This is a genomic window from Aeromonas sp. s1(2024), assembly GCF_040908005.1.
GTDB lineage: Bacteria > Pseudomonadota > Gammaproteobacteria > Enterobacterales > Aeromonadaceae > Aeromonas > Aeromonas caviae.
On sequence record NZ_JBFOCW010000043.1, the window covers coordinates 1 to 19,035 of the forward strand.

At 63.6% G+C, this 19,035-nt stretch carries 14 protein-coding genes and 1 pseudogene; 5 read left to right on the forward strand and 10 right to left on the reverse strand.

Annotated features, from left to right (window positions below; genetic code table 11):
- Both AB5Y70_RS09840 and AB5Y70_RS09845 read right to left on the reverse strand, forming a co-directional pair.
- A pseudogene (locus tag AB5Y70_RS09840) lies at window positions 1–104 on the reverse strand (IS481 family transposase); the annotation flags it as partial.
- A gap of 150 nt (window positions 105–254) precedes the next feature.
- A complete protein-coding gene (locus AB5Y70_RS09845; RefSeq protein ID WP_043155917.1) occupies window positions 255–1,520 on the reverse strand; it encodes a RidA family protein in 1,266 nt (421 codons plus the stop codon).
- A 1,069-nt stretch (window positions 1,521–2,589) separates the two neighbouring features.
- Here AB5Y70_RS09845 and AB5Y70_RS09850 point away from each other — a divergent pair.
- Window positions 2,590–3,462 carry a hypothetical protein gene (locus AB5Y70_RS09850; RefSeq protein WP_043155915.1) on the forward strand — a complete coding sequence of 291 codons (873 nt, stop codon included), beginning with the start codon at window positions 2,590–2,592 and terminating at the stop codon, window positions 3,460–3,462.
- Between the two features lie 377 nt (window positions 3,463–3,839).
- Entirely contained in the window at window positions 3,840–4,241 is a 402-nt protein-coding gene (locus AB5Y70_RS09855) for a hypothetical protein (protein WP_223930419.1), read from the forward strand.
- Between the two features lie 111 nt (window positions 4,242–4,352).
- Here the strand turns inward: AB5Y70_RS09855 and AB5Y70_RS09860 are convergent, their stop codons facing one another.
- Together AB5Y70_RS09860 and AB5Y70_RS09865 are read right to left on the reverse strand one after the other, a co-directional pair.
- Entirely contained in the window at window positions 4,353–5,477 is a 1,125-nt protein-coding gene (locus tag AB5Y70_RS09860; RefSeq protein ID WP_043155913.1) for an anhydro-N-acetylmuramic acid kinase, read from the reverse strand.
- A gap of 243 nt (window positions 5,478–5,720) precedes the next feature.
- Entirely contained in the window at window positions 5,721–7,031 is a 1,311-nt protein-coding gene (locus AB5Y70_RS09865; RefSeq protein ID WP_041212599.1) for a peptidoglycan DD-metalloendopeptidase family protein, read from the reverse strand.
- A gap of 114 nt (window positions 7,032–7,145) precedes the next feature.
- On the opposite strand from AB5Y70_RS09865, the gene tyrS reads away from it, so the two are divergent.
- Window positions 7,146–8,345 carry a tyrosine--tRNA ligase gene (tyrS, locus tag AB5Y70_RS09870; protein ID WP_039040151.1) on the forward strand — a complete coding sequence of 400 codons (1,200 nt, stop codon included), beginning with the start codon at window positions 7,146–7,148 and terminating at the stop codon, window positions 8,343–8,345.
- Window positions 8,346–8,423: 78 nt separating this feature from the next.
- On the opposite strand, the gene ygjK is transcribed toward tyrS, so the two are convergent.
- The 4 genes from ygjK to AB5Y70_RS09890 all read right to left on the reverse strand — a co-directional run bounded on the left by ygjK (window position 8,424) and on the right by AB5Y70_RS09890 (window position 13,880).
- On the reverse strand, window positions 8,424–10,904 hold the full coding sequence (gene ygjK, locus AB5Y70_RS09875) for an alpha-glucosidase (RefSeq protein WP_049637271.1): 2,481 nt from the start codon (window positions 10,902–10,904) through the stop codon (window positions 8,424–8,426).
- Between the two features lie 183 nt (window positions 10,905–11,087).
- Window positions 11,088–11,900 carry a helix-turn-helix transcriptional regulator gene (locus tag AB5Y70_RS09880; RefSeq protein WP_042015603.1) on the reverse strand — a complete coding sequence of 271 codons (813 nt, stop codon included), beginning with the start codon at window positions 11,898–11,900 and terminating at the stop codon, window positions 11,088–11,090.
- 11 nt (window positions 11,901–11,911) lie between these two features.
- Window positions 11,912–12,445: a YbhB/YbcL family Raf kinase inhibitor-like protein gene (locus tag AB5Y70_RS09885; RefSeq protein WP_049637270.1), complete on the reverse strand. Its 534-nt coding sequence runs from the start codon at window positions 12,443–12,445 to the stop codon at window positions 11,912–11,914.
- A gap of 178 nt (window positions 12,446–12,623) precedes the next feature.
- On the reverse strand, window positions 12,624–13,880 hold the full coding sequence (locus AB5Y70_RS09890; RefSeq protein WP_042880306.1) for an adenylosuccinate synthetase: 1,257 nt from the start codon (window positions 13,878–13,880) through the stop codon (window positions 12,624–12,626).
- Window positions 13,881–14,070: 190 nt separating this feature from the next.
- Between AB5Y70_RS09890 and AB5Y70_RS09895 the strand changes: the two genes are divergently transcribed.
- Window positions 14,071–14,973 carry a LysR family transcriptional regulator gene (locus tag AB5Y70_RS09895; RefSeq protein ID WP_041212603.1) on the forward strand — a complete coding sequence of 301 codons (903 nt, stop codon included), beginning with the start codon at window positions 14,071–14,073 and terminating at the stop codon, window positions 14,971–14,973.
- Between the two features lie 63 nt (window positions 14,974–15,036).
- Here the strand turns inward: AB5Y70_RS09895 and AB5Y70_RS09900 are convergent, their stop codons facing one another.
- The gene (locus AB5Y70_RS09900) at window positions 15,037–16,392 is read right to left on the reverse strand and encodes a TAXI family TRAP transporter solute-binding subunit (protein ID WP_049637269.1); all 1,356 of its coding nucleotides are present in this window, start codon (window positions 16,390–16,392) and stop codon (window positions 15,037–15,039) included.
- A gap of 148 nt (window positions 16,393–16,540) precedes the next feature.
- The gene (locus AB5Y70_RS09905) at window positions 16,541–17,680 is read right to left on the reverse strand and encodes a MalY/PatB family protein (RefSeq protein WP_049637268.1); all 1,140 of its coding nucleotides are present in this window, start codon (window positions 17,678–17,680) and stop codon (window positions 16,541–16,543) included.
- A gap of 164 nt (window positions 17,681–17,844) precedes the next feature.
- Between AB5Y70_RS09905 and AB5Y70_RS09910 the strand changes: the two genes are divergently transcribed.
- The gene (locus tag AB5Y70_RS09910) at window positions 17,845–19,017 is read left to right on the forward strand and encodes an MFS transporter (RefSeq protein WP_049637267.1); all 1,173 of its coding nucleotides are present in this window, start codon (window positions 17,845–17,847) and stop codon (window positions 19,015–19,017) included.
- Window positions 19,018–19,035: the final 18 nt, after the last annotated feature.

Consider the following 19,035-nt stretch of genomic DNA (forward strand, 5'->3'; position numbering starts at 1 on the left):
CGGCTGTAGCCGATGAGCTTGCAGGCTTTGCTGACGTTATTGAGCTCTTTGGCGAGCTCTAGCAAGCTGAGTTTACGACGTGCTACTTTCTCGTTGGTGGTCATACGGTGACTCCAGATAACACGGTAGGGGTACCGTTTTGTTATCCGGTTTGAAGCCGTATGACCACTCCCTTTTGTGGGCAACTGTCAGGTGAATACCATCTCCATACACACCGGCCTAAGCCGGTGTCTTTTTATCGTAAAAGCAACGTGCTACACCTGCGGCGGGGTGCTTTCGGCGTTGGACATCACCGCATCCATCTGCACCAGAGCGCCGGCGGGCAGCTCGCTGACGCCAATCACGGTGCGGGCAGGCAGATAGGCCGGGAAGTATTGGGTGTAGATGGCATCCACGTCCGCCAGATCCGCGATGTTGGCAAGCTGGATATTGACCTTGACGATATCGTCCATCACATGGCCGATGCTATCCACAATCGCCTTGATATGGCCGAGGCACTGGACGGTCTGCTCACGGATACAGCCGGTCAGCACCTTGCCGGTGGCCATGTCGATCGGCAGCTGGCCGGCGATATGGTTGTAGTGGGAGAAGGCGACGCTCTGGCTATGCAGCGGGCTTCTCGGTGCCTTGTCGGTATTGCGGGCACGGATCACCAGGTTGTGCCTGTCTTCCACCAGCTGGGGCGGGGTGCCGTCACCGTGGGAGATGACCGCATCCATCTGCACCCGGGCACCCAGCGGCAGGGCAGAGGCCGCGATCACGCTGCGGGCCGGCAGATAGGCGACGGCACGGGCAATGGCCGAATCGGGGAAGAAGGTGGTGTAGACCTCGTTGACGGCGTCGAGATCCGCCAGATTAGTCAGATAGACAGTCACCTTGACGATGTCGTCGAAGGGCACGTCGATGCTCTCCAGCACGGTTTTGATATTGCGCAGGCATTGGGCCGCCTGCTCGCGAATGCCACCGTCAACCAGGGCGCCGGAGGCGGGGTCGAGGGGCAGCTGGGCACCGATATTGTTGTAATGGGAGAAGGCGACGCTCTGGCTGGAGAGCGGATCCTGCGGGGCGTGGTCGCTGTTGCGGGAGATCTTGAGCAGCGGGCAGGGAGCCTGGGGGAAGGTGCCTTCCCCGTTGGAGAGCAGGGCGTCCATCTGCACCCTGGCGCCGAGCGGCAGACCGGCGACGGCGAGCACTGTGCGGGTCGGCAGCGAGTGGGGGAAGAATTCCCGATAGACGGCGTTGACGGCATCGAGGTCGGCGATGTCCGCGAGGAACAGGGTCACCTTCACCATGTCCTCCATGCCGTGGCCAATGCTCTGGACGATGGCCTGGATATTGGTGAGACACTGCCTGGCCTGGGCCTGGATATCCCCTGCGACCAGCGCGCCCGTTTTCGGGTCGACGGGGAGCTGGGCGGCAATATTGTTGTAGTGGGAGAAGGCCACGCTCTGGGTATAGGGCCCCAGATCCTGAGGCGCATTGGGGGTATTTCTGGCGGATTTGATGATGGTACCACTCATGGCGATACTCCTTTTTCGTTTTTGATGTAGGGTCCGGGCCGCATTGTTCTTCCCTGACCGAATGCGGCACGCTGATGACTCGTGATATTGCGGCAACAGTTGCCCGTTCCCGCCGCAGGGCGACGGAGAAAAGGAGAACGATCATCACAGTGTCGAGCCCTGTTTCGATGCAGACAGCGCGTGCAACAGACAAGGGAGAGAAATTGGCCTGGTGATTCAGACGGGAGAATTCTAGGGGGCGGTTATCCGGGGATGCAAACCGGGATCCTGTTTCTATGAGGTGGCTCAACAGAGTGAAATATATTCATTTTGCGATTCAATTCATGACGGGCATGGCAAATAAAGGTGATGATGATCCCGCTTTACCATGAAAGTGGAACCAGATAGCGCCATATTGTCGCGCATCAGGGTTACAGCCTGTGAATCCTCCGTTAATACTTTTGGCGAAATTGCAGCTTATTCTCCCGGTTTTGCATAGCTATCTATTTATCGCTCTCTCGACGCCCTGTTCAGCGCCGCCAAAATATGCTGCGATGAGCACACTGAAATAACATTCACCCTCTTTGCATGGCCACAGGTCATGACATAAATACGGGAGAAAGAGAGGGCGCTTTTTAGCCCCTGCGGCGGAGGCTGACATGGGCGGGTCGCCACACCGCCTATGCCATATCTTTTCAGCGGCGCGAACGCAGCCCGCCAACAAGGCTCATAAGCAAGGGGAGGGGGCCTTCCCCTTGCCTGCCCCGACTTGCCGCCCCCGATGCCTATCGCTCCTGTCATGACCCTCCCTGTGAGGGGGCCTCGGAGTCCGCCCTGCTTTGCCGCCCTGGCGTATCCCGCACTCCTCGCGATACAGCCGGCTCATCTTCCCCGCACCACCCTTATTTGTGTTCTTTGTCATCAACTGCCGTTATTGCGACCTGGGTCGGGGTTTGGGTGGATTATTAACTGTATGATTAATAATGAAATCAGGGACCCTGCCGACGAGCAGCACGGATCGGCACTCATCTGCCCGGGAGTGGCACATGCGATCGCATCGCGATCCCCGTCATCTGACTTCGGAGGTTTTATGCTTGGATTCATTCTGGGTGACATGTACAGCCGCATCAGCGGGTTTCGGCCACCCCCCCGCCTAGGCAAGCACTTCCCCCTCGTCCCCGACTATCAACTGCGCGGTCGCACCGGTGCCGCCATCCTGACCATGGAGACCCTGCTCGATACCCCCTATCCCCAGAAGAAGTTCAGGGCCCTGATCTATGGCGCCTTTATCGAGCGCCAGCGTCGCCTCTTTGCCGAGCAGGTGGTCATTGGCCGAATGGAGGAGGGTCAGGACCTGGCGATCGCCATCGATCTTGCCTTTATCAGCACGGCGGTGCCCATCGGTCTGCTCGCCATCTCGGAGGAGATCGCGCTGCTGACCACGCCCCGTCCCACCCAGACCCATCCCCATCAGGCGGCCTTGAGCCAGGCGCTCGACTGTACCGCCATGCTGATGTTCTATGCCAAGGTCATTCGCCAGCGCAATGCAGTGCTTGAGCACATCGGCCACCAGTTCGGCTACAGGCCACAGGCCGGGTTGGTGGCCAGGGTGGGCCACGGCGGGGAAGATGACTATGCCGCCTTCATGGTCAATGTGATGACCTGCATCGCCCATTCGGGCTCCTTCAAGGAGGCGCTGGAGAATGGCGTCAGGATGGGCATGCACGAGCCCGCTTTCTTCTGTATCGTCGGCGCCCTGGCCTCGACCCTGTGGGGAGTCCCCAAACCCTGGGCCCATGAGATCTCTCGATTCATCCAGCGCCAGCACCCCCACTATCTCCAGATCCCGCTGCGGGGCGAAGCCAGGGCGGGCCGCAGACAGATCAACCTGGATCCTCCCAAACCGCCGCTCTGTGCACCGGTCAAGCGCCAGGTAAACCGCTTCCTGAAGTGGGCCTTCTAGGGCCATGGGAGTGCTCTCGAGGTGCGGGTCCATGGCGCCATCCCATCGGCCCGCCCCTGCTGAGGGTCATCACGGGACTGTTATCTCACTGACCCCTGCTCCCCGGCTACCTTGCCCAAGAGGGGATGGCCAGAAAAGCCAACGGCTGCACGGGGGACAAGGGTCGGGCAGAAGGTGATCCACCTCGCCTTTTGATGTGAACGTCTTTTGATGTTTGGCGCCATACGATACCATGCGCAGCGTGTGTTCCTGTTGGGGGGAGGCGCCGCCCATCGCCCCCGTGGCTGGCCGCTGGTCCCGTCATGCCCTCGGGATGCACAACCCGGGGCCGCCACGGCAACCCCTTATCGCCATAGCCAACAGAACGGAGTATCAGGATGGCCATTGCCATTGAGCAGTCGGACAACACACTGAGGGTCAACAAGGATTGCTACGATCTGGGCCGCATCGTCGGCGTGCAGGTAAAAGCACTCGGCTGGATGGATCGGCTCAAGAAGACCTTCTTGCTGGGGGTAGTCACCTCCAGTGTGCTCTTTTACTTCACCCCTTCCTACGAGCAGGCGGGCAACTGGCTCATCGTGCTCTTCCTGCCCCTGGTGGGTTTTCTGTCTGGCGCCCTGATGGGGCTGCTCTCCAGCGCGAAATATGAGTTTTGCATCGAATTTTCCCACGCCGACGAGACGGGCGTGCAGTGGATCACCGCCGCCAGGAGTCGGCATGTTGCCGATTATGAGACCTTCAAGGCGCAGGCGGCCAGGTTGAAAGAGCGGCTCGGGTAGGGAGCACAGAGTGACGGGTCTGCGCCATCCGGCGTCAGGCATAACAACAAGCCCGATCAGGTGCACCTGTTCGGGCTTGTTCCATTAGGGGGAGGGCGCTCGGGAAGCGGCTCAGGCGGGATAGAGGGCGCCCAGCACCGCCGGGCGGCTCGCACCGGTCACCGCAGGCAGGTTGCCCGGCTTTCGCTGGATAAAGCGTTGTGCCAGCCAGGCAAAGGCGGCCCCTTCCACCCAGTCCGGTGCAAGGCCGAGCTGGGCGGTGCTGGTCAGATGCCAGTCGGGCAGCAGGGCTGCCAGCTCCGCCAGCAGCGGGGCGTTGTGGGCGCCGCCGCCGCAGACAAACAGCTCGGGCCGGGTTGGCGCGTCACTGTGGGCGGGCAGCTGGCGGGCGATGCTGTGGCAGGTGAGGGATTGCAGGGTACGCTGCACATCTGCGGGGGCGTATGCGCTGCCGTCCAGCTCGCCGTCGAGCCAGTCGAGGGTGAACATCTCACGCCCCGTGCTCTTGGGGGCGGGGGCGGCGAAGTAGGGGTGAGCCAGCAACTGCTCCAGCAGCGCAGGGATAGGCTTGCCGCTGGCGGCCCACTGGCCACCGGCATCATAGCTGTCACCGTGTGGATGGTGGCGGCGATACCAGCCGTCGAGCAGGGTGTTGGCGGGGCCGGTATCGAAGCCATATACCCCTGAACCAGCCCCCCCGTCGGCCTGGCCGGGCAGCACCGAGATATTGGCAATGCCGCCGAGGTTCAGCACCACCCGAAGGGCGCCGGGACGGGCAAAGAGCGCCTGATGGAAGGCGGGCACCAGGGGCGCACCCTGGCCGCCGAGGGCCATGTCCATGGTGCGAAAATCGGCCACCACGTCGATGCCGGTCAGGGCCGCCAGCAGGGCCGCGTTGCCAATCTGCAGGGTAAAGCCGAGGGCAGGGCGGTGGCGTATGGTCTGGCCGTGACTGCCGATGGCGCGAATCTCCTTGGGAGTCAGCGCCGCCTTGGCGAGCAGGGCCTGGGTGGCGGCGGCAAATTCGCGGGCCACCAGGTTGTCGGCGACCCCCATGCGGTCGATTTCGTTCTCCCCCGGGGTGCAAAGCTCATGCAGGGTGCGAGCCGTATCGGCAGGCCAGGGATGGCACAGCGCCGCCTCGACCCGCAGTGCATCCCCCTCGATCTGCACCAGCACGGCGTCGATACCATCCATGCTGGTACCGGACATCAAGCCTATATAGCGTTCCGTCATGACAACCCCCTTTCAATGATGCAGGGGAACGGTTCGATACCATGCCCCGCTCTGGTACCGGGCATCCAGCCTATATAGCGCTCAGTCATGACAACCCCCTTTCAATGATGCAGAGGAACGGTTCGATACCGTGTTCCGCCTTGGTCCCCGACATCAATCGGATATATGGCCCGCTCATGACATCACCTCTTCAGTGGTGCAGAGGAACGGTCTGATACCGTGTTCCGCCTTGGTCGACAGCGGTCAGCTGTCGTCGCCGTTGCCCTTGTTTCTGGCCAGTTGCAGCTCGGGGCTGTCCAGCTTGGCCAGTTGGGGCATGGCCTGAGCCTTGAAGCTGGCCAGCGCCCGCCCGCTGAGAGACTCCGCCTGGGGCAGGTTGAGGGTGCGCGGGTTCTTGTGTACGCCGCCCACCACGAATTCATAGTGCAGGTGCGGCCCGGTGACCCGGCCGGTGCCACCGAGCAGGCCGATGGTCTGCCCCTGCTTCACTCGCTGCCCCTTGTTGACGGTGCGCTTGGAGAGGTGCAGGTACTTGGTCACGTAGTTGCCGGCGTGCTTGATGAAGACGTAGTTGCCGTTGAACTGGTTGTAGCCGGCGGCCACCACGCTGCCGCCGCCCGCCGCCATGATGGGGGTCCCCACCGGCGCCACGTAGTCGATGCCGTTGTGGGGACGCACCTTGCCGGTGACCGGGTGAAGGCGGCGCGGATTGAAGTTGGAGCTGATGTATTTGAAGTTGACCGGCGCGCGCAGGAAGCTCTTGCGCATCGCCTTGCCGTCCGGGGTGTAGTAGTTGCCATCCGTGTTCAACACGGCGCGGTAGATGGCCCCCTGGTTGACGAACTCGGCGGCCAGGATGTCGCCGGAGGCAACCCGCTCGTCATCCTGGTATTTGTCCTGGTAGACCACCCGGAAGCTGTCCCCCGGCTGAAGGTCCTGGGCAAAGTCGATGTCCCAGCCGAAGATGGCGGCGAGATCCATGATCTGGTCTTCCGTCATGCCCGCTTCGACGGCGGCGCCCCAGAAGCTGGAGCGGATTTCCCCCTGGGCCACCTGTTCGCGGGTGTCGAGCTCGATCTTCACCGGCCTGGCCACGAAGCCGTCATCCCGGCGGTTCACCTTGAGCGCCTGCTCCAGGCTGTGGGGGTAATAAAGGCTGTGCAGCTCGCCGCCCTTGGTGAGCTTGAAGGTGAGCTCCTGACCGGGCTTGAGCAGGCGCAGGGTATCCGTGCCCTCGAGCTGGTCGATGAGGTGCAGATCCGTGGTACTGAGGCCCAGACGCTGGAAGATGACCCCCATGTTGTCGCCGCTGCGCACCTTCACCTGTCTGGTGACATAGCGCGGTTTGGGCGGGGTGACGGGCTCGGCCCGTGCCAGCTGCGCCTCCTCGTCGACCTGCTGCTCGACGGCCAGTTCGTTGTCGTTGTCATCGACCCGGGTGGCGACTGCCTGTTCGCTCGGCCAGGCCGCCAGCATCATCACCATGATGCTCAGGATAAGCACCATCTTGCGGTGCCAGTGAGGGAGAGAGTTGAAGGCGTGCCAAAGGACCATGAGAAGCAGACAAAGTTGAACCCGGAAGAAGGTCGGAGTTTACCGCCTTTCCAATTGGCCCGCCATTCCAGTAATATGTCTGGCCCTGTGGAATCGTGATTGGAGAGTCAAAAAATGTCCCAGCTCGAGGTGGCGCTAGCCGAGATCAAGCGCGGAGCGGAAGAAATTCTGGTTGAAGAAGAACTGATCGCCAAGTTGAAGGAAGGGCGCCCCCTGCGCATCAAGCTGGGGATGGACCCGACCGCGCCGGACATCCACCTGGGTCATACCGTGATCCTCAACAAGCTGAAGACCTTCCAGGATCTGGGCCATGAAGTGATCCTGCTGATCGGTGACTTCACCGCCATGGTGGGTGACCCCTCCGGCAAGAACGCCACCCGTCCGCCGCTCTCCGAAGAGGCCATCAAGCACAACGCCCTCACCTATGCCGAGCAGGCGTTCAAGATCCTCGACCCGGCCAAGACCCGCATCGAGTACAACTCCACCTGGCTGAGTGAGCTGGGCGCGACCGGCATGATCAAGCTGGCGGCCAAGCAGACCGTGGCCCGCATGATGGAGCGCGACGACTTCAAGAAGCGCTACAGCAACGGCCAGTCCATCGCCATTCACGAATTCCTCTATCCGCTGCTGCAAGGCTATGACTCGGTCGCGCTGAAGGCGGACGTCGAGCTCGGCGGTACCGATCAGAAGTTCAACCTGCTGATGGGTCGCGAGCTGCAAAAAGATGCGGGCATGGCGACCCAGTGCGTGCTGATGATGCCGCTGCTGGTAGGCCTGGACGGTGTCAAGAAGATGTCCAAGTCCGCTGCCAACTACATCGGCGTACACGATGCCCCGGGGGAGATGTTCGGCAAGATCATGTCCATCACCGACGATCTGATGTGGAACTACTACGAACTGCTCTCCTTCCGTCCGCTGGCTGAAATCGAAGAGTTCAAGGCAGGTATCGCCGCCGGCACCCTCAACCCGCGCGACGTGAAGATCTGGCTGGCCAAGGAGATCATCGCCCGTTATCACGACGAAGCGGCGGCCGAAGCGGCCCACGAAGATTTCACCCAGCGCTTCTCCAAGAACGCCATTCCGGACGACATGCCGGAAGTCGAGTTGGCACTGGAAGGGGAAGGGCTGGCCATTGCCAACCTGCTCAAAGACGCCGATCTGGTGGCCACCACCTCCGAAGCGTTGCGCATGATCAAGCAGGGTGCAGTCAAGGTGGACGGCGAGAAGCTGGACGATGGCAAGGCACTCATCGGTGCCGGTACCGCCGTCTACCAGGTCGGCAAGCGCAAGTTTGCCCGGGTGACCGTGAAGTAAGTCACCGCCTGCGGCGCAGCCATAAGAAAGGCCTCCCTTGCGGAGGCCTTTTTGTTGGCTCATTGCTGCAAAGAGGGATCAGCCCTCTGTTTTCAGGAAGTTGCGATAGAGCATGTAGAGGTGGGCCGAGCTCCAGCTGAAGTTGCTGGCCCCCTGCATGGCGCCGGTCTCCGGGTTGTAGTTCTCGCGGATGGGGCCGCTGCCCGCCAGCCCCTCGGCATTGCTAAACAGCTTGTTGACGAGCTGTTGGGCATCGCTGCGATAGCCGTAGTTCTCCAGCCCCTTCACCCCGAAGTAGAACTGATCCAGCCAGACCCGGCCGCGCCAGTAGATGTCGGGGTCGTAGGCCGGGTTGGTCAGTGCCGCCGTGCCGAGCGGCACCTTGGTGTTGAACTCCTGGGCATTGAGCATCACCTCGCGCACCCGCGCCGCCTTCTCCTTGTCCGCCACCTCGGCCCAGAGCGGACTCCACCCTTCCGGGCCACGGCCGCGGGCGGTCAACAGCTTGCCGACGCAGCCGTTGGCGTCGGGCAGATCCCCCTGGGCTATCTGGCGGTCGTAATAGAAGCCGGAGGCCTCATCGAACAGGCAGCTGTTGATGTAATCGGCTAGCTGGGTCGCCCCTTCGCGGTAGCGGCTCGCCTCGTCCGGCTTGCCGAGCAGCTCGGCCATGTCGGCCAGGATGCGCTTCTCCTTGGCGAGGAAGGCGTTGAGCTCCACCGACTCCTGATCGATGGAGAAGCCGATGAGGTTGCCGTCGTCCTGATGGTTTTCAAAGAAGAAGACGTTCCAGTCCTGGCGCGCCCTGGCCATGTCGCCGCCATAGGTCTTGTCGGCATAGCGCTTGAGCTGATCCGGCTCGATAAAGCCGAAGCGGGCGGCGTTGTCCATGCCGGACTCCCAGCCTGCGCCGTGCTGGGCGCCGATATCCATGTCGGCGTAGCCGCCAACGCTCAATACCTGCTGATAGAGCGCCATGCCGGCGCAGCCATACCAGCCATCTCCCTCATTGGTGCAGCTCGACAGATCCAGCCCGGCCGGAGCCCCCGTCGGGTACTGCACCTTGAAGGTGATGTTGCCAAACTCGTCGTTGTGCTCGACGTGGCGGGTGGCGCCATATTCGATGATGCCGTTGCGGTTGTTGTCCCGCGCCCGATACCACCAGTCGTGATAGGCCTGGATCTTCGGGTACATCTCGGCGATGAAGGCCTTGTCCTGGGTGGCGCTGTAGATCTCCCAGATGGCCCAGGCGGAGAGGGGCGGCTTGGTGTCGCGCTCGTTCCAGTTGCCGCCGTCGCCACCGCGATCGGCGAGCTTGTTGTAGAAGACGGCGTCGATCACCATGCCGGCATCCTGCGGCCGAACCGGGTCATCGGCCTGGATCTGGTAGTCATACATGGCGCGCACGTTGTTCTTGGCCACCTCGGGGTTGAAGTGGGCCATGGCGTAGGCGTGCTTCCAGCTGTCCCAGGCCCAGACCCCGTCGAACCAGCGGGCGGTGTTGGAGGGGGTGACCCCGTCGTGCAGGATGGCACCGGCCGGCGAGCGCCAGTTGCCGTTGAGGGTCTCCATCGCCTTGACCGCGATGCGCCGCTCCGACTCCGGGATCCCCTGATTGGAGAGGCCGCGCGCCAGGTAATCCTCCCAGCGGCGGATGGCGTCGTCGAAATGGCTGGCGGGGTCGGCCAGCAGCGCCTGGCGGCTTCGCTCGAAGCGACTCGCGTCAGCACTACTGTGGACATAGCTCTGCAGGGTGTAGATATCCTGCTGGCCCTTGGCGGCCAGGGTGAGGCTGGCCTCGCTCACGTAGCCGAGCCCCTGCTCGTCGAGGGTGGTGCGACTCGGCAAGGTGCGATCGATGCGGTAGCTGGCGCTGCCGCTTTGCATGATGTTCCAGGTGCTGCGCAGTTTGCCGAACTGGAATGCCACGCCGCGCTCGGTCTGGCTGATGGTGCGGGTCCAGGCGGGGTACTGCTCGGCGACCGTCTTGTTGGCATCCCACTGGTTGAGCAGCTCCCCCTGCCAGTTGAGCTTGAGGGTGAGGGGGGCATCAGTGTGGTTGATGAGGCGGGTACGAACCAGCGCAGTGCGGGCATCGCCGTAGCGCAGCTCCAGCTCCAGGGTGAAGGGGTCGAAATCGAAGCGCTGCACCAGCGCTCCCGGGATGGCGTACAGCGCCTGTTTGCTGGCGCTGGTGAGCGGGAAGGCGCGGCCGCTCTCGTCGCTCAGGGTCAGCTTGTCCAATTCGCTTGCGAAGAACAGGCTGTACTCCTCGGCGATGACCATGGGGCCGGTAAAGCCGCCCCACTCGCTGTCGCTGGCGGGCAGCAGGAAGCCGTGCCAGGCGCCGAGATCGAGCAGCGGGTTGTATTTGAGGTTGGCGTAGCTGTCAAAGTCACGGAACTGGAGCGGGGTGCCGCTGCGGTCGATCACGTTCTGATACTGGTTCGCCAGGGTGGTGCTGGGGGCGGCCGAGCTGCTGGAGTCATTGCCGTTGCAGGCAGTGAGGCCGAACAGGGCGACGCTCAGGGTGATGGAAAGTAAATTTTTACGAAACATCTCTCGCTCCAATGACAGTTTTTGTAGGTTGAGGAAGGTGTTTTTAGTGATTATTTTAGTGAAATCGTTTGCGGGAGCCATTATAGGGCGATTTTGGCGGGATTATTGGCGCTGTGTCACAGTGCAGGAGGGGCGAGTGTGAGCCGGATCACCCGGTTACACGAGGTTACATAGTCTTGTATTTTAGTAATTATTTACTTTCGTGGTGGCAGTCAGCGAGAGAGAGGAGGGGCAGGTACGCAGGTATTGGTGGGGGGTCAGGCCGAACTCCTCCTTGAAGCGCGCGGCAAAGCGGCCGGGGGAGTCGTAGCCACAGGCGAGGGCGGTCTGAAGCGGAGTGAGCCCCTGTTGCAGCAGGGTGAGGGCGTGCCCCAGGCGTACCTGGGTCAGCACCTGGCGAAAGCTGCGCCCCTCGGCGGCCAGTTTGCGGACCAGAGAGGCGCGGCTCATGGCGAAGTGGGTCGCTACCGTCTCCAGCCGGTGATCGAGACCAGGCTCCACGCTGAGGTAACGGGCCAGCCGTTCCCCCAGGGTCATGGTGGTGGCAGGAAAGAGCAGGCCAAGGCCCCCCGCTTCCCTGAGCTCGCCATAAAACCCTTGCAGCAGCTGGGTCTGGGCCGTCTCGCAGAGCTGCCGCTGCGCCATGGTGGTGACGAGATCGAAGCAGAAGGCGAGGGCCGACGTCACCCTGATGGCCGGTGGCTTGAGGAGATCGAGGGGGCTCTCTGCCAGCCACTCGGCCGGTGGCGGGGCCAGCAGGGTGAGCGCCTGGGAGCGAAACGTGCCCTGTTCCGGCTGGTTGACGAAGGTGAGCCGGTGACCCGCCGGGATCAGCAGCCAGCTCTCCTTGTCAAAGGAGAGGCGCTGCTCCCGCCACCACAGCTGCTTGCGGCCCTGCTGCACCCAGATGAGGGTCGGCGCGTAGATGAGCACCCGGCGCAGGGGCTGCTGGCGGATCCCGAAGTAGTGATTCAGTTGCAGCAGGGGCGTGCTCATCGGGCGGGCTCCTAGGGGGTGGTGAAGGTGGCGGTCAGGGTGGCCTTGCCAAGGGCCAGGCTGTTGAGCATGTAGCCTACCATGGCGGGCGGGGTGTTGGCCTTCACCTCCAGCGCCTTGGGCAGGGCCCAGACGGTGAACTGGTAGCGGTGCATGCCGTGACCGGCGGGCGGGCAGGGGCCGCCATAACCCTGGGTACCGTAGTCGGTGCCAAGCTCCAGCCCCTGTTTGATCTTGCCGGAGGCATTGCTCGGCAGCTCGCTCTGGCTGGCCGGCAGGTTCACCACCAGCCAGTGCCACCAGCCGCTGCCGGTGGGGGCGTCCGGGTCATAGGCGGTGATGGCGACGCTCTGGGTGCCGGCGGGCAGGCTCTGCCAGCTCAACTGGGGGGAGCGGTTCTCGCCGCTGCAACCAAAGCCGTTGAAGCTGAAGACCTTGTCCATGGGTTCACCCTCGCGGATGTCGGTACTCTTGAGGGTCATGGCACCGGCGGGCAGGGCCGCGAGGCAGAACAGGGGCAGCAGCGGGATAATGGGGGATCTCATGATGGGCACTCCTTTGTGTGAATATGGCATTCACTCTAAGGGGGCTGGCTCAAAACAGAGTGCCCGTATGGCTCAAATTATGCCATGGAGACGGCTTTTGTGAGCTGTTCGGGGCTTTTGAGGGGCATAAAAAAAACCGGCATCCTGGGATGCCGGTTTTTGGGAGAGGCGAGGGGCCTTAGCGCAGGATCATCTCGTCACGGCCCGGGCCGACGGAGACCATGGGCACCGGCACGCCCAGCAGGGCTTCGATGCGCAGCACATAGTCCTGGGCAGCCTTGGGCAGCTCGGCGAAGGTGCGGCAGGCGCTGATGTCTTCGCTCCAGCTCTCCATCTTCTCGTAGACGGGGGTGAGGGCGGCGGTCTGCGGCCAGATCGGGTTCTCGGTGTGGGCACCTTCGTAGGCCACGCAGATCTTCAGATCCGGCAGACCGGTCAGGCAGTCCAGCTTGGTCAGGGCCACTTCGGTGGCAGCCTGCAGCTCGACGCCGTTCTTGGTGGCGACGGCATCGAAGTAACCCACGTCACGGGGACGGCCGGTGGTGGCGCCGAACTCGTTGGTGATCTTGCGGAACTCGTCCTGGTTCTCCATGGCGGTCAGCAGGGTGCCGGTACCGACGGAGGAGCTGAAGGCCTTGGCCACGGCGATGACGCGCTCCGGGCGCAGACCCGGCAGACCGCCACCGATGCCGGCGTAGGCGCCGGAAACGTGGGAGGAGGTGACCCAGGGGTATTCGCCGTAGATGAGATCACGACCGGCGCCCAGCTGGGCTTCGAACAGCAGGGTCTTGCCTTCGGCTTGCAGTGCCTTGAGGGGCATGCTGACGTTGCAGACGGCGTCCAGCCAGGGAGCAGACACTTCCAGCAGCCAGTCGGCCATCTCCTGGGCGGTCTGGGTGAATTCGAAGTCCGGATAGAGAGCCTTCATCTGCGGCAGTTTCCAGTCCAGCATGAACTGGATGCGCTCCACCAGCACGTCCGGCTGTTTCAGCCAGCCCACCAGGATCGCCTTTTTCATGACCCGATCACCGTAAGCCGGGGCGATGCCCTGACGGGTGGAGCCGTATGCGCCGTCACCCAGGCGTTGCTCTTCCAGGGTGTCTTCCAGCGCGTGCAGCGGCAGGCAGAGGGTGGCACGGTCAGAGATGGCGAGCTTGGGAATGACGCCGGAGGCCTTGACCTCTTCCAGCTCGACGGTGAGCTTCTCGGGGCTGATCACCATGCCGGGGCCCAGCACGACCAGGCAATCCGGGTTGAAGACGCCGCTCGGCACCTGGTGCAGCTTGAAGGTGCCCAGATCGTTGACCACGGTGTGGCCGGCGTTGTTGCCGCCCTGGAAACGAATACTGGCGCCAGCCTGGCCTGCCAGATAATCGACGATGCGGCCTTTGCCTTCATCACCCCAGTTAGCACCTACGACTACGATAGACGACATGACTCTTTCTCCTAAGACGTTAGGCGTCCATCCTAGGAGCCCCGTGAGGATTAGAAAAATTAATTATCTTTATAATTCCGATAAGGAAGCCATATAATTCCGGTGCAATTATCGACACCGCGCTCCCTTGCGTGGTGCCCGTGCCCTGGCGGCGCTGGCCTTGCCATCGACCCGGGAGAAGAGGAACCCCATGCTGGACATTCACTGGCTGCACACCTTCGTCACCCTGGCCCGGTTGCAGCACTTCGGCCAGACGGCCACCGAACTGCACATGACGCAACCCAATGTGAGCCTGCACCTCAAGAACCTGGAGCAGGCGACCCGGGTCAAGCTGGTGGAGCGCAGCCCGTTCCGCCTGACCCAGGCGGGGGAGCGGCTGCTGCAAAGCGCCGAGCGCGCCATCAACGAGTTGCAGCTCTGCCAGTCCGATCTCAATGCCCTGAGCCAGTTGAGCCAGGGGACGCTCGCCATCGCCGCCAGCGACATCATCTCGCGCCTGCTGCTCATCCAGCCGTTCCAGCGCTTCAAGCAGGCCTTCCCCGGCATCGACCTCACCCTGTTCAACACCACCTCGGATCAGGCGGCGGATCTGGTGCGGGCGGGCAAGGCGGATCTGGGCTTCGTGATGGCACAAAAGCGCAGCGAGCCGCTCTTCTACACCGAGTTGCAGCAGGTGACCTGGTGTGCCCTGGGGCACGGCCTGGCCCGCTGGCAGGCGCGGGCCAGCTCGGGGGAGAGCGATCCTCTGGACGAGCCGACCCTGATCCTGCTGGGGCACGACACCCGGACCCGGGCATTGATCGACCCCTCCCTGCCCCTGCTCGGCCTGCCGAGCTGCCGCATCATGGAGGTGGGGAGCGTGGATGCCCAGCTCGACTGGGCCGAGGCGGGCTTTGGCGTCGCCATCGTGCCGGATTTCTCCCTTCACCCCAGGCTCAAGCTGACCGCCCCGGTGACCCGGCTCACCGATTTTCCCGGTACCAGCCTGGGGTACGTGGTGCGCCAGAACCAGGTGCTGTCGCGGGCCATCAAGCAACTGCTGCACTGGGTGGAGGAGGAGATCCAGAATCCGGCGCTGCTGCTGGCGCCGTGACAGGCCAGGCGCCCGTTCCCGATAACCAAGAGGCCACCCCTGGGGTGGCCTCTTGGTTGGTGTTCATTGCCCGGCGGGGGCTGTGGTCTCCACCGCGTGGCTGGGCGGGCTGGCCGGCATGGCCTCCGGTGATGGCGCCTCCAGCGGCGTTGCCGACGAGGCGGGCGCCTCAGGCGGGGTCAGGGGATGGCCTGGTGCCAGGGTTGTGCTGCCCGGTGTGGGCGGCTCGGTCAGTGCCGGGGCCTGGTTGGTGGAGGCCGCCCCCGAACTGGTTGAGAGGGTCGCGGCGGCCGGCTGCTCCGGCAAGGTGTCGGACCCCTCCAGTGGCGCGGTGCCTTCCTGCGTGCCAGTCCCATCGGTCGGTGTGGCCGCGCTGTTCGCCGGGGGCAAGGTTGGCAGGGCGCCCGAGGTCGCCCCTGCCCCGGATGCCGTGAGGGTGTCCGCCGGGAGGGTGGGCACGGCATCCAGCATGCCGGGATGGAGCAGGGCGATGCTGCCCGCCTGCATGCCTTCCCAGGTGAGGGTGGTCAGTGCCGGATGCAGCCGGGTGAACTGCTTGAGCCGCTCGTTCAGCACGTCCCGCAGGGTGCGCACCTCGCTCTCGGGCAGGCTTGCCAGCGCCACCAGTTCGGCGGTGACGGCGAAGGTATTGACGCTGCTTGTCTGCCCCGGATAGAGGTTGGCGCCGATGCGGCTGCGATCATAGTAGGGGTGCTGCTTGAGCAGCTTGTCCACCTGTTCCCCCTCGATGGGAATGAGGCGGGCCTGACAGCGGCCGGTGAGATCGCCGATGGCCTGATTGGGGTGACCGGCGACCACGAAGGCGGCATCCAGGGTGCCGTCACAGAGCCCCTCCAGCCGGTTGCCCGGGGAGATCACGGGCGGGCGGCTGAAGTCGGCGATCCGCCACCCCATGGCATCGAGCAGGGCCCGGCTGGTGACCCTGTCCCCGGAGTTGGGGGCGCCGACATCGACCCGCTTGCCCTTGATGTCGGCCAGGGTGGTGATGTTGCTGGTGGCGCTGGCAATCAGGGTCAGGGACTCCTTGTGGAGCCGCAAGAGGCTGCGCAGCTGATCGTCCGGGGCCTGGCCCGCGAAGGGGCCGCTGCCGTGCACCGCATGGTAGAGCACATCCGACTGCATCAGGGCGAGCTGTACCTCTCCCTTGGCGAGCGCCGCCAGATTGGCGATGGAGCCCGAGGTACTCTGCACCGTGCAGTGCAGGCCGTGGCGGGCACTCTCCTCGTTGAGCAGGCGGCAGATAGCGCCTCCTGTCGGGTAGTAGACGCCGTTGAGGGCTCCCGTGCCGATGGTGACATAGGCGGGGGAGGCGAAGAGGGAGGGCGCCAGCACGGCCGCAAGCCAGGGCAGGGCGGTACGTGACAGACGCAACAGGGCAGAGAAGGCGAATGGGCGCATAGTGGACCGAAACCGTGGCTGAACATGAGGAGGAGGCGGGCTCATCCGGTGATGAGCCTCATCTTATCCGTATCAGACGGGAAGCTGAACGGATTTTACCGCTTTTGCGCGCATCGGGCGGCCTGGGGCCGCCGCCCGGGACGGTTCGCTAGCGGGTCTGGAGAATGGCTTTCTCCATGCGGGCCAGGGCCTCGGTGAGACGGGCCCGGGTGCAGCCAAAGTTGAGCCGCACGAACTGGCCGTTGCCGAACTGGGCACCGGGGGAGAGACCCACGCCCGCCTGTTCGAAGAAGGCGACGGGATCGTCCAGGCCCAGGGCGCTCATGTCGATCCAGGCGAGGTAGGTGGCCTGGTTGCGGGCCAGCTTGACGCCGGGCCAGCGGGCCACGGCCTGCTCGATCAGGGCCAGGTTGCCGGCCAGGTAGTCGAGCTGTTCATTCAGCCACTGCTCGCCCCCCTCATAGGCCGCCTCGGCCGCCACGAACCCCAGCAGATTGACATCGGCGCTGATGCCGCGCATCGCCTGTTGCAGCTTGAGCCGCAGGCGGGCATTGGGGATCACGGCGAAGGAGCAGCACAGCCCTGCGATGTTGAAGGTCTTGCTCGGCGCCATCATGACGGCGGAGCGCTCGGCCGCCTCCGGGCTCAGGGCACCATAGGGGATGTGGCGGGCATCCTTGTCCAGCAGCAGGTCGCAGTGGATTTCGTCGGAGCAGATCACCAGGTTGTGGCGCTCGGCGATGGCGTCGATGGCCAGCAGCTCTTCCCGGGTGAAGACGGTGCCGCCCGGGTTGTGGGGGTTGCACAGCAGCAGCAGATCCGCCGAGGGGGCCTGACGCTCAAGCTCTTCGAGATCCAGCACCCAGCGGCCTTCTTCCTCCACCACGGGGACGGTGAGCAGGGGGCGGTCATTGAAGCCCGGCGCCTGCAGGAAGGGGTAGTAGACCGGCTTGGGGGTGATGATGCCGCGCCCGTGTTGGCTCCAGGCCTTGCAGGCGAGATTGAGGCCCGGCACCACCCCGGGCAGGAAGACGAGCCATTCGGGCTGGATGGTCCAGCCATAGCGGCTGGCCAGCCGCGTGATGATGAGTTCGATGAGCCGGGGAGAGGGGCGCGAATAGCCGAAGATGCCGTGGGCGACCCGTTTGGTGAGGGCCTCCAGTACGGCGGGGGGAGAGACGAAGTCGGTGTCTGCGACCCACATGGGCAGGACATCCTGACCCTTGTATTTGTCCCATTTCAGGCTCATGGTACCGCTGCGATCTATTTCCCGGTCAAAATCAAACATGTTAAATCCTTGTACTGGCGCTGGATGGGCTTCCAATGTACGGACTTGGACGCCCCCCCGCAACCCTTGAGGTGGCTGTTGATAATGGCATAAAATAGCCGCCGCCATACGCCAAGCCCGCCCGCATCTGGCTCCTTTTTTTCTTCCATATCAATGGTATCTCTATGAGTTTGCTGTCTGCTGCCCGCAAGAGGCCGGATCCCGTCTCTCTCTCGTTTCTCGCCGTGACCTTCATGACCGGGGTGGCGGTGGCGCTGCAGGTGCCGACCTTGAGCCTGTTTTTGGCCGAGGAGGTGCAGGTGCGCCCCTTCCTGGTGGGGCTCTTCTACACGGTGAACGCGGTGATCGGCATCCTCATCAGCCAGTGGCTCGGCCACCGCTCCGACAACAAGGGGGATCGCAAGCAGCTGATCCTGCGCTGCTGCTTTGCCGGCATCGTGCTCTCCCTGCTGTTTGCCTGGAACCGGCAGTACTGGTTGCTGGTGAGCCTGGGGGTGCTGCTGGCGAGCCTGACCGCCACCGCCAGCCCGCAGCTGTTCGCCCTGGCGCGGGAATACGCCGACAGCCGCAACAAACAGGCCGACATGTTCAGCTCGGTGCTGCGGGCCCAGTTCTCCCTGGCCTGGGTGATAGGGCCACCCATCGCCTTCGCGCTCGCCATCGGCTACGGCTTCAAGGTGATGTATCTGGCCTCGGCGCTGGCCTATGTCATCTGCGCCTTCGTGGTGTGGCGCTGGCTTCCCTCCCTGCCGCTGCCGGTGATGGACAGCGAGGTGGAGCGAGTGAGCAGCTGGCGGGATCCGTCGGTGCGGGCGCTCTTCATCGCCTCCACCCTGATGTGGACCTGCAACAGCATGTACCTCATCAACATGCCCCTCTACATCACCCGCGAGCTGGGGCTGGAGGAGAAGCTGGCCGGTTTGCTGATGGGCACGGCGGCGGCCCTGGAGATCCCCTTCATGCTGCTGGCGGGTCACTACACCCGGCGCTTCGGCAAGCGGCCCATGATGCTGCTGGCGGTGCTGGCCGGGGTCGGTTTCTATGGCGGTCTCGTGACCCTGTCGAGCCAGCATGCCCTCATTGCGCTGCAACTGCTCAATGCCATCTTCATCGGCATCGTGGCCGGCATCGGCATGTCCTATTTCCAGGACTTGATGCCGGGGCGCGCCGGGGTGGCGACCACGCTCTTTTCCAACAGCATCCGCACCGGCTCCATCATGGCGGGGGCCATCGCGGGGACTGTGGCGGAGCTCTGGAGCTTCCACGGGGTCTTCATGGTGGCGGCGGCCCTGGCGCTGATGGCGCTGGCCGCCTGCTGGCGGGTCCCCAACGTATAGGGGATGCAAAGGGGAGCC